The organism is Xanthomonas hortorum (genome assembly GCF_024339125.1).
In the GTDB taxonomy this organism is placed as follows: domain Bacteria; phylum Pseudomonadota; class Gammaproteobacteria; order Xanthomonadales; family Xanthomonadaceae; genus Xanthomonas; species Xanthomonas hortorum.
This window is the reverse complement of sequence record NZ_CP101417.1, coordinates 3,096,639-3,109,349: the sequence shown is the minus strand read 5'-3', so window position 1 is coordinate 3,109,349 and position 12,711 is coordinate 3,096,639. Positions and strand designations below refer to the sequence as shown.

The window sequence follows — 12,711 nt, the reverse complement described above, 5'->3', positions numbered from 1 at the left end:
GTGCCCCAGCGCAGGCCGCCCGCCCGGTTTTGTTGAACGCGCGACGCGTCGCGCGTTGCGATTGTCAGCGCAGCCTGCTTGGCAGATGATGCAGCCATACCTCATTGCCAAGGATGTGCGTGATGCGTGTACTCACTGCGGTTCTGCTCGGCAGCACGTTTTTCAGTTGCGCGTTATCCACTGCATCGGCCGAGCCGGTGCGCCCGGCCGCACCAAACGCCGAGTGTCTGGATGCACGCCAGCTGGCCGAGCTACATCAAGTCGATGCACGCACGCTGGCCGTGGCCGAACACGGCGGACGACTGTTCCGCCTCACCCTGGCGCAGGACTGCCCGCAACTTGCCGCGCAAGCGGACGCGAGCCTGTTGGCGGCGCACGGTTGGGTCTGCAATGGTGCGCAAGCGTACGTGAGCACCGCTCAGCAGCGATGCGCGATCAGCCAGGTCGCCACGCTCAGTGCGCGCGAGTACGCCAGCGCAGCCAGGCAACGCGACCATAACGGCATACCCACCCTGGAAGGCATCAGCGTGCGCGAGTCGCGTCGGCGCAATTTCGCCGGCTCATCCAGCTATTGCTTCAATCCCAGCATGCTGCGCTCCTGGTCGGAAGATGGCCAAGGGTTGGTGGTGGAAGTCTCGCCACGTCATCCCGGCACGCACCGCCATTACCGTGTGGAACTGATGGACAGCTGCCGCGAACTCAGCGGCGCGCCGCCGATCCGCTTCGTGTCCGGCATGGGTTTGAATGCCATCTGCGGCAATCCCGGCGACAAGGTCGACGTGCTCGACGAGATGGCGCTTGCCGGCGCGGCTGCCGGATCCGGCCAGCAGGGCGACCTGAGCGCCACGCGCGGCGGTCTGGCTGCGCGGATGCGCCAGAGCTGCACGGTTGCAGCGGTCTACCCGCGCGATTGAAAGTGGCGCTTGGTAGGAGCGCGCTTGCGCGCGATGAAGCGTTATCGATAACGCCTCATCGCGCGCAAGCGCGCTCCTACACACTACGTGCGGCATTGCAGCAGCCGCAACCGCCTCACGCCTTGCGCAGAAAACAGGTCTTCAACACCAGGCCCTTGATCTTTTCCGAATTGCCTTCGATGTGCTCGGCATCGTCCTCGACCAGGCGGATATTGCGGATCAGCGTGCCCTGCTTGAGCGGAATCGACGAGCCCTTGACCTTCAGATCCTTGATCACGCTCACCGTGTCGCCAGCCTGCAGCACATTGCCGTTGCTGTCGCGTACCACCGTCGCGGTTGCGGCGGAGTCGCCCGCACTCCATTCGAAGCCGCAGTCTGCGCAGATCGACAAGGCGCCGTCGACATAGGTGTTGTCCAGGCCGCATTGCGGACAGGCGGGAACGGTGGACATGCGATTCCTAAGCTCAAAACGGGCGTGGATTGTAGCGCCCCGGCCGCGCGATCACGTCTCCGGCACGGCGGTGGCGCGATAGTGCGGCGCTTGTCGAATGCCTTGCAGGTCGCGCGTGTCCAATCAATCGGTCTCCAATACGCCCAGCGGCGCGCCCGAATCTGGAGAGCATCGGGTTGCCGGGCCTGGGTCCACCGGACCCGGCGCGGCTAAGACCAGTCCCGCAAAGAAGACCGGCTCGCATCTGGTCGTCTACGTGGCGCTGGCCGGCAACCTGGCCATCGCCATCGCCAAGTTCATCGCCGCCGGCATTTCCGGCAGCTCGGCGATGCTCAGCGAAGGCGTGCATTCGCTGGTGGACACCATCAACGAAGTGCTGCTGCTCTACGGCCTGCGGCGCGCAGCGCAGGCGCCGACGCCTACCCATCCGTTCGGCTACGGACGCGAGCTGTATTTCTGGAGCTTCATCGTCGCGTTACTGGTGTTTGCAATGGGCGCAGGCGTATCGCTGTACGAAGGCATCGTGCATCTGCGCAATCCCGAGCCGGCCAAGAGCCATCTGATCGCCTACATCGTGCTCGGCGTGTCGATCGTGTTCGAAGGCATTTCCTGGGTGGTGGCCTTGCGCGAGTTCCGCGCGAAGAAGGGCCGTATGGGCTATTTCCAGGCATTTCGGCAAAGCAAGGATCCCAGCACGTTCACCGTGCTGCTCGAAGACAGCGCCGCATTGATCGGTTTGTTCATGGCCGTGCTGGGGTTGGCCGGCGCGCAACTGCTGGACATGCCCGAACTCGATGGCATCGCCTCGATCGGCATCGCCGGCGTACTGGCGGTCACCGCGTTCCTGCTGGCGCGCGAAACCAAGGGCTTGCTGATCGGCGAGCCCGCACATGCGCACGTCACCGAATCGCTGCTGCGCATTGCCGCCAGCGACCCGGATGTGCGCGCCGCCAACGGCGTATTGACCATGCAGATGGGCCCGAATCAAGTGGTGGCTGCGTTGAGCGCCGAGTTCGAAGACAGCCGCACCACGCCGCAGATCGAAGCCTGCGTCGGGCGCATCGAGGCCGCCGCCAAACGCCAGCACCCCGAGCTCACCGCACTGTTCATCAAGCCGCAAACGCCTGAAACCTGGCATGCACGTCGCTCCGAGATCGAACGCGGCGCACAACCCGACTAGCGCGCAGCACCTGCGTTGGGGTGCACGTTGAAACATGCGAAACACCTGCTGACGTGCGACGCAAAACATCCGCCGCGTAGTTCCAGTGCAGCCAGACAGTCGACGCTTGACCTTCGGCTGCAGGCATGGCCCGACCTGACACCACCACGACCAAGCTGATCCTCGCCCTAACCGCCGGATCGGCTGCGGTTGCATGATCGAAGGCGATTGCCTACGGTGGGCGTGCAGCATCTCCTCGCATCGTGAATCAGCCGATGCATTCCACTCGATCACCGTCATGGAGGTTTCCAATGGAAATCAGCCAGGGTCGCGTTGCGACCATTCACTACACTCTTTCCGACGACACCGGCCAGGTGCTGGACCGCTCCACGCCAGACACGCCGCTGAGCTATCTGCACGGCGCCGGCAATATCGTGCCGGGCCTAGAGCTGGCGCTGGATGGCAAGCGTCTGGGCGAAACGCTCACCGCCGATGTGGCGCCCGAGCAAGGGTACGGACCGCGCCATGCGCAGTTGATCCAGCAGGTGCCACGCGATGCCTTTCCCACCGATATCGAGGTGGTGCCGGGCGTGCAGTTCGAGGCCCGCACCCAGCAAGGTCCGGTGCTGGTGACGGTCACCGACGTCGGCCCGGAGCATGTCACCGTCGACGGCAACCACCCGTTGGCTGGAAAGTCCCTGCATTTCGCGGTCGAAGTCATCGAAGTGCGCGAAGCCACCACCGAAGAACTGAACGAAGGTCACGTCGCCAACCTTGCGGCATGAGTCATCGCGCCGTGCGCCTGCGGGTGCACGGCGCTTCGGCTGCTGCGACCTGCGCGCGGACCCTTGCCCACGACGCAAACGGCAGAAGTAGTAAAGTGCGCGGCCCGCTCATAGGCCCGCCTGCATGAAACTCGGCATCGACTTCGGTACCAGCAATTCCGCCGCTGCGGCGATCGTCGATGGCCAGGTGGTGCCGGTGCGGTTCGGGCAGGACCTGCAGTTCCGCACCACGGTGTATTTCCCCGAGGCCATGCGCGACCCGGATGATTTCAGCCTCACTCCGGCGCTGGAATACGAGGTGGAACGGCTGATCGACTCGGGCCGCCGCGACGCCGCCGCAGCCGGCCGCACGTCCAGCAACGACAGCCTGCGCCGCGACGCGATCCGCATCGTGCGCCGTCAATGGATGGAAGAGCAGGTGCGCGAACCGCGCAGCTCCGCCGCCCTGCTGCAGAACGCGGTCTATGGCGACGAGGCCCTGGATGCGTATTTCCTCGAAGGCGAAGGCAGCCTGGTGCAGAGCCCCAAGTCGATGCTCGGCTACAACCTGCATCCGCGTGCGCGCCAGACCATCACCGGCATCGCCACGCATGTGCTGGAACACATCCGGCTCACCGCCTCGCGCCAGTTCGATATCAACATCCGCAGCGCCACGCTGGGTCGCCCGGTGCAGTTCCGCAGCTCGATCGGCGAGGCCGGCAATGCGCAGGCACTGGAGATCCTGCAGACCGCCGCAATCGCTGCGGGCTTCGACACGGTGGATTTCCTCGAAGAACCCGCAGCGGCCGCGATGCACTACCACGTCAGCCACGACACCCGGCACGACACCGTGGTGGTGGACATCGGCGGCGGTACCACCGACATCGCGCATGCCAGCGTCGGCGGCAGCGACGCGCCGCAGGTGCACCGCGCCTGGGGCATCGCACGCGGCGGTACCGATATCGATCTTGCGCTGAGCCTGGCCGCCTACATGCCGCTGTTCGGCCGCGGCATCACCCGCGTGCCGACCCACCACTACGTGGAAGCGGCGATGGTGCAGGACATGACACGCCAGCGCGAATTCCGCCTGCACAAGTACCAGGACGTGCCCGCCCCGTTCGACAAGCGTCTGCAGGCGCTGCAGGACACCGGCAACACCGCGCGCCTGTATCGCGGCGTGGAAGCCTGCAAGATCGCGCTCAGCGAGCGCGACCAGCACCAGGCGGCGCTGGACTTCATCGAGCGCGGGCTGGGCGTGGAGGTGCAGGCCAGCGCGCTGGTGGCGTCCGCTTCCAACTATCTGGGCGAACTGGAAGGCCTGCTCGCGCAGGTGCGTGCCGACCTGGCCGCGCCGCCGGCCACGCTGTTCCTCACCGGCGGCATGTCGCGCGCAGGCTATATCCGTGACACGGTCGCGGCCGCCTTCCCGGAATCGCGCCTGGTGCAGGGCGATCCGTCCTTCGGTGTGGTCCAGGGCCTGGCCTGGGCTGCCGCGCGGTAAGCGGCAGCTAGATGATCGGTTAGCTGTGCACAGCACGCGTTAACGCAATCCGGCGCGACTTCCCATATAATGCACGGTTGCTGCCGGACGCCCCGCCGTCTTGTCCGCAAGGCACGCTCGCCGTGCCGCCGCGATTGCGCACCGAACGCGATCGCACCTCTCGACATCGCTTCTGCGCGCGCCACCCTAGCCGCACGCGATGTCCTTGCACTTCCCCGCTACAGGAGGCCACATGGCACGTCCCGCGACCAAGCAGAAATCCCAGCCCAGCATCGCTCGCAGCGAAGGCAAGTCGCAGCCGCTCAGTCGTGAGCGTATCGCTGCCGACATCGCCGCGTTCCGCAAGACCGGCGGCAGGATTGAAGTGCTCACCACCAACTTCGGCCCAGCTCGCAACGATGGCGACAAGATCGCCTAAGCGTTGCCCCGAAGTGTTTGCTCAACGTGCCACCGTAAGGTGGCACGCTTGTTTCAGGCGTCAGGTTATGGGTATCAGTTGCTGTAATCAATGCGCACCGAGCCCGAGTGCGATTCCAGTTTGACGTCGCCATTGCCCGCACCCAGCCTGGTTTTCAGACTCTTGCCCGGGCCGTACTCCGGCCGCTCCACCTGCCCGGCCACCGAGCGGATGTCGCCACTGAACACCTCCACCTGCAGCGCTGCCGAGACATTGCGCGGCACACCCAGGGTGATCGAACCGCTGACACTCTCCGCCGCGATACTGCCGCCAGGCGCCAGCCCGGTCACCGTCAGCGCCGTTCCCCCGGACACACTCTCGGCGCGCAGCTGCGACACCTGCCCCGCGCCAACCCGGATCTGGCCGGAGACGGACTCGACCGAGATAACCCCACTGGCGCCCGAGGGCGCATCGATCTGCCCGCTCACCGTGCCCAGCGTCAGCCGCCCGCTGGCCACCGAGCTACGCAGCGAGCCACTGACAGTTTCCAGTTGCGCCTCCTTGGCGCGCCCACCGGCGACTACATCGCCGCTGACCGACTTGAGCTGCAACCGCGCCAGATCGACCTGATCGACATCGACCGAGGCACTCACCGCCTCCACGTCCAGCAACGCCGCACGCGGGACCCGCAACTCCAGTTGAGCGCCCTTGCTGTTGCGGCCGTTGCGCGGGTAGATCACCTCCAGCTGCAGCAAGTCCGGGCTTGCGTCGACATCCAGCCGCTGCCCCTCGCCCAAGCTGCCGGTCAGCGCCACCTCGTCGCGATCCCAGCCGCGCACGCGAATCTGCCCGGCAATGTTTTCCACCTCCACGCGCCCACCGCGCGCCAGCGGATGGGTCTGCTTCAGCGCGGTCTGCGCCGCTGCCGGCGCGGCGCACACCGCAGCCAGCAGCAACAGGGAAAGACGGGCGTAACGCATGGGCATGCTCCTCAGCTAGGGAAAGACGCCTCGCCGTGTGCGGCGAGACGGGTCAATTGCAGCCGCTTCGCATAGGTGCGCTGCAGCTGCGACAACAAAAATGCCGAGCGCGGGCTCTGCGCGATCGCGGCGTGGATGGCCTGTACGCTTTGATCCAGCTCATCCAGCGCTGGACGTAGATCGGCAGGCACCTGCTGGACTGGAAATGCCGCAATCGCCTGCCGGTACTGCCCGGCCATCGCCTGTGCCTGCGCCACCAGCGCAGGCTGCGTGGGGACGGGCGTACGTGCCTGCCGATCGAGCCCGGGCACGATGACCACCAACGCCAGCGCAGCGGCGAGTGCCACACCCAATGCAGGCCAGACCCAGGCGCGATGGCGGCGCGGCGGCAATGCGACCACGTTGGAGTGCGCCGTCAATGCGGGCGCAATGCGCTCCCACACCTGCGCCGGTGGCTGGCGGTGTTGCGGCAATGCCCGCAAACCCGCGCATAACGCAGCGTCATCGGTCTCGCGTGGGTCGCGTGAATCATGGTGATCGTGGTTCATACGGTGTCTCCCAGCCGCGCACGCAGCAAACCACGCGCGCGATGTAGTTGCGCCTTGGAACTGCCGACCGCCATGTGCAGTTGGTCGGCAATTTCCTGATGTTTCCAGCCCTCGATGTCGTGCAACACCAGCACAGCGCGTGCACGCGGCGGCAATGTTTGCAGCGCGCGCTCCAGATCCATCCGGGTCGATTGGCAATGCGCTGCCCCGGGAATCGCCGCGAGAATCTCGCCGTCGGCGTCGTCCACCATGTGATCGCTCGCAGCCGAGCGCGCACGCAACTCCATCAAGGCGGTGTTGACCGCCAGGCGATGCAGCCAGGTACCCAGCGCACTCTGAAAACGGAATTGCGGCAAGGCCTTCCATGCCGCGATGAAGGTTTCCTGCAGCACATCGTCGGCACGCGCCGCATTGCCGCCGCACAGCCGCCAGACCACCGCATACAACCGTGGCGAGTGGCGGCGATAGATGGTCTCGTAGGCAGCGCGATCTCCGCGCGCAGCAGCACGCGCCAAGCCGGCGTCGTCGCGGTCGGCGGGGCTGTCGCACTCTGAGGCATCGATGGGCATGGCGGTGTCGAGCATATCCAGTTCGATGCGCCAGACAGCGCAAAGGTTTAAACCCGGCAAACTCTTTTTCTTCGAGCGCGGCGTAAACCTTTTCGCCTGCCGGCGCATCCAATCCTTTCGATAGCGCACTCCTGCGTCGCATCGCTTGCCTGGGCACGGTCATCGGCCGCTCCAAGCGCAGGCATTCTGATCGGAAGCCCACATGCCGCATGTTCTTGGATTGCTCCTGAGCCTGTGCTCCACCCACTGCCCGGCCCCGCTGCCGATGGATGCGCTGCAGCTCACGCTGACCCCGGCGCGCCTGGAGCTGTGCCTGCTGCGTTTACCGCTCAAGCAGGTGTCTTGCGTCGCGATGAGCACACCATGGGAATGGACACTGGTGCGTCACCTGGAACAGCGCTGGCAGCGCTTGGTCGCGCTCTCCGCATCCGGTGCGCGTGTCACGCGCTAGCCACCTGCAACTGCATGCCGTCTTCCCCGAGCGCCCCGTTACAATGGGCATCCGCCCAACCTGCATGATGTGATGTCCGCGCCCGATGCGTTGCCCACCATGATCCGTGGCCTGCTGCCGCACTGGAATCCGCAATGGCTGGCTGTCGCAGTGCCAACGGTGCAGATCGTGTTGATCGTCGCCGTTGCCGCGCTGGTACGGTTGCTGCTACGGCAACTGCTGCGGCGCTTGTGCACGCGCTACAGCCTGCCGGCAGAAATGATGATCGGTATCCGGCGCGTGGGCAGCTTCGTCATCTCGGTCACCGCCGTGCTGACGGTGCTGAACGTGCTTGGCGTCTCCAGCGGCACCTTGTGGACCGCGTTCACCGGGTTCGCCGCGGTCGGTGCGGTGGCGTTCTTCGCGGCATGGAGCGTGCTGTCCAATATCTTCTGCACGTTCCTGATCATCACCACGCGCCCGTTCCGCCTGCACGACCATATCGAATTGCTCGAAGGCGGCGACAAGCCGGGCCTGAAAGGCCGCGTGATCGACATCAACGTGATTTACACGACACTGGAAGAAACCGGCGATCACGCCGGCAGCGTGCTACAGGTCCCCAACAGCCTGTTCTTCCAGCGCACCACGCGGCGCTGGCGCGAGACCAGCCACTTCAACGCAAACTAAGACGCCCACCCAGCTGTCAACGCAGCTGGCTGTCCTTGCTGCCGCGGCGGTTGTAGCCGCCCTGTGCCGCCTGATCTAGATCGTGCGCTTCCTGGCAATTCACGCACAGGTGCACGCCCGGCACTGCCTTGCGGCGCGCTTCGGGAATCGCTGCATCGCACTCTTCGCAATGCGTCAGGCTCGGCCCCTGATGCAGCTGGCTCCGCGCGCGCTTGATCGCATCTTCGACGGTTGCATCGATCTGGTCCTGCACCGCCCCATCACCCGCCCATCCGGTCGCCATGATCGCCTCGGCTTGTTGGCTCAGGAGTGGAATATGGGCATGCCCGCAGGCAAATCCAAGCCGGACGTGCACAGTGCGCTCAAATCGGGTGTTCTAGCATCGGGGTATTCGCACTCTTCGAGGAATCTGCAATGGAACAACCTGTCCACCCGTTCTCCGAATTATTCGCCCAGTTGGGTCTGCCATCGGACGAAGTCAGCATTCGCGACTTTATCGATGAGCACTCTCCATTGCCGGGCGATGTGCGTCTGGAAGAGGCACCCTTCTGGACCCCGGCACAGGCACAGTTGCTGCGTGAAGAACGCCTCGACGATGCCGACTGGATCGTGACCATCGATCAACTCAACATCGCCCTGCACACCACCGCCGAAGACACCGGCGTCTGATCTGCGCAAGCGCGCAGCGAAGGCATTGCGGTAGAACTCGCCTGCGGTCTTTTACTTGCGCCGGCCGAATACTTGCCCGGCCTATTCGATTGATCAGATTGCAGTGATAAAAAAGAGCGGCCAGTGGCCGCTCTTTTGCATTCCGGGTAACGCGGCTGGCGTGCGAAGCGCGCGCCGACGCCAGGCACTCGGACGTCAGGTCACCTTCTTGGCGATCGTCACACCCAGCACGAACAGCACGATAGCGATGATGATGCCGGCCCAGAACAGGAACTTGGCAATGCCCATCGCAGCGCCCGCCATGCCGCCAAACCCGAGCGCACCGGCGATCAGTCCGATGATGGCGAAAATAATGGCCCACTTGATCATGTTGTTGTCTCCTCATTCGGCACGGTGCCGTGTTTTTAGTCGTGTGCCTGCGGCAATCCGCCGCAAAACATGCGCTGCACGCTACGCATCCAGGTGTGCCGCATTCGTGAATACGCCTGACACACACCGCCACATTCGCGCGCGCAGATTCGCCACCGAGACCTGCATCGGCGATCATGCGCACTTCGCAGCACTCGATCGGCATGGACACTCTCCGCTATCTCACCGGTTACCCGCCCGCCGTCCTGGATCAGGTGCGGGAGTTGATCGCGCAGGACAAACTCGCAACGGTGCTGGCGCGGCGCTACCCGGACCGCCATGAGATCCGCACCGACCGCCATCTGTACGAGTACGTCAAAGCGATGAAGGAGCGCTACATGCGCTCATCGCCCACCTTGCACAAGGCGATGTACGACAACCATCTGCAGGTGGTGAAGCATGCGCTGGGCACGCACACCGCCATCTCGCGCGTACACGGCAGCCGGCTCAAGGCCAGCCGCGAAATCCGCATCGCCTCGCTGTTCCGCGACGCTCCAGAGCCATTTCTGCAGATGATCGTGGCCCACGAACTGGCGCATCTGAAGGAGGCCGATCACAACAAGGCCTTCTACCAGCTGTGCAACCACATGACGCGCGACTACCACCAACTGGAGTTCGATCTGCGCCTGTATCTGACCCAGCTGGCGCTGTCGGCGAACCGCTGATCGCGCATCGCGCGGGCAGGGCTTAGGATGCCGCGATGGAACAGACGCATGCACTCGCCGCCCTGACGCAAGCTGCCAACGGGCAACAGCCCGCCGCAATGAATGCCTTGGCACAGGCGCTGGTGCGCGCCGGGCAGACCGAGCAGGCCTTGGTCTGGTACACACGGGGCGCGGCCGCCGGCGATCCCACGGCACTGATCGAAGCCGGGCGCATGCTGGCCTACGGTGTCGGTTGCGATGTGGACATTGCCCAGGCGCGGGCGCACTGGCAGCAGGCCGAGCGCCAGGACTCCGCAGCGGCGCGTTACCTGCTGGCAACGCTGGCAGTCACCGACACTCCATTGGCGCTGGCGCCGCAGGCATACGCGCAACTGCACGCCGCAGCCTCGGCCGACTACCCACTCGCACTCCGCGCACTGGCCATCCAGCACGGCCGCATCGATGACCCGCAACAGCAACGCCGCTGCGTCGCCCTGCTGGAACGCGCCGCCGCAGGCGGCGATGCGCTGGCGGCCGCACTCCTGGCAGAGCGCCTGCTGCGCGGCGAAGGCGTCCCGCCGCAGCCTGAGGCCGCGGCGCAGCTGTTGCGGCAATTGCAACCCTTGGGCATCGCCGCACTGCCCGATGTGCGGATCCCGCCACCCGATCCCGGTGGCGACCCCATTGGCGAAGAGGATCACATCAGTTTCGCGCCCCAAAGAAACGTGACGACGCGGCGCCACGACGCGCCCATGATCGAGGAAGTCTCCGCTGTGCTGTCTGCCGACGAATGCCGCTTGCTGATGCTGCTGGCACGGCCGCATCTGCGTGCTTCGCAGGTGGTGGACCCCAACGATGCGAGCACGCACCGCGCGCCGATCCGCACCAGCCGCGGCGCCACGCTGGATCCGATCCTCGAAGACTTCGCCGCGCGTGCAGCGCAGGCGCGCGTGGCGGCCTGCGCGCAGCTGCCGTTGACCCACGCCGAAACGCTGTCGGTGCTGTGCTACGCGCCGGGCGAGCACTACCGCGCCCATCGCGACTACCTGCCGCCCGGCACGATCGCCGCAGACCGCCCTGGCGCCGGCAATCGGCTGCGCACCGCGTGCGTCTATCTCAACGCTGTCGGCGCAGGCGGCGAAACCGAGTTCCCTGTTGCTGGCATTCGGGTACAGCCGCGTGCCGGGTCGGTGGTGTGCTTCGACAACCTGCAGGCCGATGGCCACCCCGATCCCGATTCGCTGCACGCCGGCCTGCCGGTCACCACGGGCAGCAAATGGCTGGGAACCTTGTGGTTTCGGCAGCAGCGTTATCGGCATTGGTGAACAGATTCATACACAAGCCCCTGCCGACGTGGTTTAAAATGTTGCAGCGCGACGTGATCGGACAGGGTCTGCAGACGTCGCGTTTTTTGTTTCCCATTGCACGGGTCCAGACCCGGCCTCAGGGAAGGCACATCACGCAGCCCCGCGGAGCCTTCGATGCTTTTCGAAACCCTCGATACCACCGGCCACGAGCAGGTGATTTTCTGTCACAACCGCGACGCCGGCCTTAAAGCGATCATCGCCTTGCACAGCACCCGTCTCGGGCCGGCACTGGGCGGCGTGCGCATGCGCCCGTACCCCACTAGCGAAGCGGCACTCGACGACGCGCTGCGGCTCAGCCGCACCATGACCTACAAGAACGCACTGGCCGGGCTGAATGTCGGCGGCGGCAAGGCGGTGATCATCGGCGACCCCAAGACCGACAAGAGCGAGGCGCTGTTTCGCGCGTTCGGCCGTTTTGTCGACACCCTGGGCGGGCGCTACATCACCTCCGAAGACGTGGGCACCGACGTCAACGACATGGAAAAGATCTACCTGGAGAGCGAGTACGTCACCGGCGTGCATCAGGTGCATCGCGGCTCCGGCGACCCGGCGCCGTTCACCGCCTATGGCGCGCTGCAGGCGCTGATGGCCTCGCTCAATCGCAGGCTTGGCCATGAAGAAGTCGGCAAGTCCAGCATCGCCATCCAGGGCCTGGGCCATATCGGCATGGAGCTGGTCAAGCTGCTCAAGGAACGCGGCGCCAAACTCTATGTGACCGATCTGAACCCGGCGTTGGTGGACCGCGCAGTGGCCGAATACGGCGCCGAAGCCGTGCGTGTGGACGAGATCTACGAAGTGCCGGCCGATGTGTTCGCGCCGTGCGCGCTGGAAGGCGCGATCAACGAACAGACGCTGCCACGGCTCAAGGCCAAGATCATTTGCGGCACCGCCAACAACCAGCTCGCCAGCGCCGCCATCGGGCAAGAGTTGCACAAGCGCGGCATCCTGTACGCACCCGATTACGTGGTCAATGCCGGTGGCGTGATGAATGTGTCGCTGGAGATCGACGGCTACAACCGCGAACGCGCGATGCGGCTGATCCGCAGCATCTATCACAATCTGGAAAAGGTGTTCGATCTATCCACGCAGCTGGGCGTACCGCCGCAGCAGGCGGCCGATCAGATTGCCGAAACGCGTATCGAGGCCATCAGCAAGCTCAAATTGCCGCTGGGCCGCACCGCACCGCGCTTTTTGCACAAGCTACGCGGCGAGTGATCCGCATG

Annotated in this window: 17 protein-coding genes; 11 read left to right on the top strand and 6 right to left on the bottom strand. The window is 65.1% G+C overall.

All coding sequences use genetic code 11. The features are described 5' to 3' along the window. Nucleotides 1–122: 122 nt before the first annotated feature. Complete coding sequence (locus NMB96_RS13355; protein WP_255085018.1) at nt 123–914, top strand: hypothetical protein; 792 nt, start codon at nt 123–125, stop codon at nt 912–914. 115 nt (nt 915–1,029) lie between these two features. Here the strand turns inward: NMB96_RS13355 and NMB96_RS13350 are convergent, their stop codons facing one another. Next, entirely contained in the window at nt 1,030–1,365 is a 336-nt protein-coding gene (locus tag NMB96_RS13350; protein ID WP_115038409.1) for a zinc ribbon domain-containing protein YjdM, read from the bottom strand. A gap of 115 nt (nt 1,366–1,480) precedes the next feature. Here NMB96_RS13350 and NMB96_RS13345 point away from each other — a divergent pair, with 115 nt between their 5' ends. The 4 genes from NMB96_RS13345 (at nt 1,481) to NMB96_RS13330 (ending at nt 5,207) form a co-directional block, all read left to right on the top strand. Beyond that, nucleotides 1,481–2,545, top strand: a complete 1,065-nt coding sequence (locus tag NMB96_RS13345; protein ID WP_255085017.1) for a cation diffusion facilitator family transporter — start codon at nt 1,481–1,483, stop codon at nt 2,543–2,545. Nucleotides 2,546–2,835: 290 nt separating this feature from the next. Beyond that, nucleotides 2,836–3,309, top strand: a complete 474-nt coding sequence (locus NMB96_RS13340; protein WP_023903288.1) for an FKBP-type peptidyl-prolyl cis-trans isomerase — start codon at nt 2,836–2,838, stop codon at nt 3,307–3,309. Nucleotides 3,310–3,433: 124 nt separating this feature from the next. Next, nucleotides 3,434–4,789 (top strand): Hsp70 family protein, encoded by a 1,356-nt coding sequence (locus NMB96_RS13335; protein ID WP_023903286.1) that lies wholly within the window; start codon nt 3,434–3,436, stop codon nt 4,787–4,789. Between the two features lie 232 nt (nt 4,790–5,021). Further along, nucleotides 5,022–5,207, top strand: coding sequence for a hypothetical protein (locus NMB96_RS13330; RefSeq protein ID WP_010366034.1), 186 nt, complete (start codon nt 5,022–5,024; stop codon nt 5,205–5,207). Nucleotides 5,208–5,281: 74 nt separating this feature from the next. On the opposite strand, the gene NMB96_RS13325 is transcribed toward NMB96_RS13330, so the two are convergent. From NMB96_RS13325 to NMB96_RS13315, 3 genes are read right to left on the bottom strand one after another with little or no spacing between them, the layout of a single operon-like run. Continuing rightward, nucleotides 5,282–6,166 carry a DUF4097 family beta strand repeat-containing protein gene (locus NMB96_RS13325; RefSeq protein WP_255085016.1) on the bottom strand — a complete coding sequence of 295 codons (885 nt, stop codon included), beginning with the start codon at nt 6,164–6,166 and terminating at the stop codon, nt 5,282–5,284. Between the two features lie 11 nt (nt 6,167–6,177). Beyond that, a complete protein-coding gene (locus NMB96_RS13320; RefSeq protein WP_255085015.1) occupies nt 6,178–6,714 on the bottom strand; it encodes a hypothetical protein in 537 nt (178 codons plus the stop codon). Then, a complete protein-coding gene (locus tag NMB96_RS13315) occupies nt 6,711–7,298 on the bottom strand; it encodes an RNA polymerase sigma factor (RefSeq protein ID WP_255085014.1) in 588 nt (195 codons plus the stop codon). Before NMB96_RS13315 ends, NMB96_RS13320 begins: the two co-directional genes overlap by 4 nt. Nucleotides 7,299–7,485: 187 nt before the next feature. Between NMB96_RS13315 and NMB96_RS13310 the strand changes: the two genes are divergently transcribed. Further along, complete coding sequence (locus tag NMB96_RS13310) at nt 7,486–7,734, top strand: hypothetical protein (protein WP_255085013.1); 249 nt, start codon at nt 7,486–7,488, stop codon at nt 7,732–7,734. A gap of 72 nt (nt 7,735–7,806) precedes the next feature. Beyond that, the gene (locus tag NMB96_RS13305) at nt 7,807–8,400 is read left to right on the top strand and encodes a mechanosensitive ion channel family protein (RefSeq protein WP_255085012.1); all 594 of its coding nucleotides are present in this window, start codon (nt 7,807–7,809) and stop codon (nt 8,398–8,400) included. Nucleotides 8,401–8,416: 16 nt separating this feature from the next. On the opposite strand, the gene NMB96_RS13300 is transcribed toward NMB96_RS13305, so the two are convergent. Then, entirely contained in the window at nt 8,417–8,683 is a 267-nt protein-coding gene (locus tag NMB96_RS13300; RefSeq protein WP_006452846.1) for a DksA/TraR family C4-type zinc finger protein, read from the bottom strand. A gap of 131 nt (nt 8,684–8,814) precedes the next feature. Between NMB96_RS13300 and NMB96_RS13295 the strand changes: the two genes are divergently transcribed. Further along, nucleotides 8,815–9,069, top strand: coding sequence for a DUF2789 domain-containing protein (locus tag NMB96_RS13295; RefSeq protein WP_006452845.1), 255 nt, complete (start codon nt 8,815–8,817; stop codon nt 9,067–9,069). 195 nt (nt 9,070–9,264) lie between these two features. Here the strand turns inward: NMB96_RS13295 and NMB96_RS13290 are convergent, their stop codons facing one another. Further along, nucleotides 9,265–9,438, bottom strand: coding sequence for a DUF1328 domain-containing protein (locus NMB96_RS13290; RefSeq protein WP_006452844.1), 174 nt, complete (start codon nt 9,436–9,438; stop codon nt 9,265–9,267). A gap of 176 nt (nt 9,439–9,614) precedes the next feature. Between NMB96_RS13290 and NMB96_RS13285 the strand changes: the two genes are divergently transcribed. From NMB96_RS13285 to NMB96_RS13275, 3 genes are all read left to right on the top strand, one after another. Continuing rightward, complete coding sequence (locus tag NMB96_RS13285; RefSeq protein WP_023903278.1) at nt 9,615–10,142, top strand: YgjP-like metallopeptidase domain-containing protein; 528 nt, start codon at nt 9,615–9,617, stop codon at nt 10,140–10,142. Nucleotides 10,143–10,177: 35 nt separating this feature from the next. Further along, complete coding sequence (locus tag NMB96_RS13280; protein ID WP_023903277.1) at nt 10,178–11,446, top strand: 2OG-Fe(II) oxygenase; 1,269 nt, start codon at nt 10,178–10,180, stop codon at nt 11,444–11,446. Between the two features lie 156 nt (nt 11,447–11,602). Next, on the top strand, nt 11,603–12,703 hold the full coding sequence (locus tag NMB96_RS13275) for a Glu/Leu/Phe/Val dehydrogenase dimerization domain-containing protein (protein ID WP_023903276.1): 1,101 nt from the start codon (nt 11,603–11,605) through the stop codon (nt 12,701–12,703). Nucleotides 12,704–12,711 lie beyond the last annotated feature (8 nt).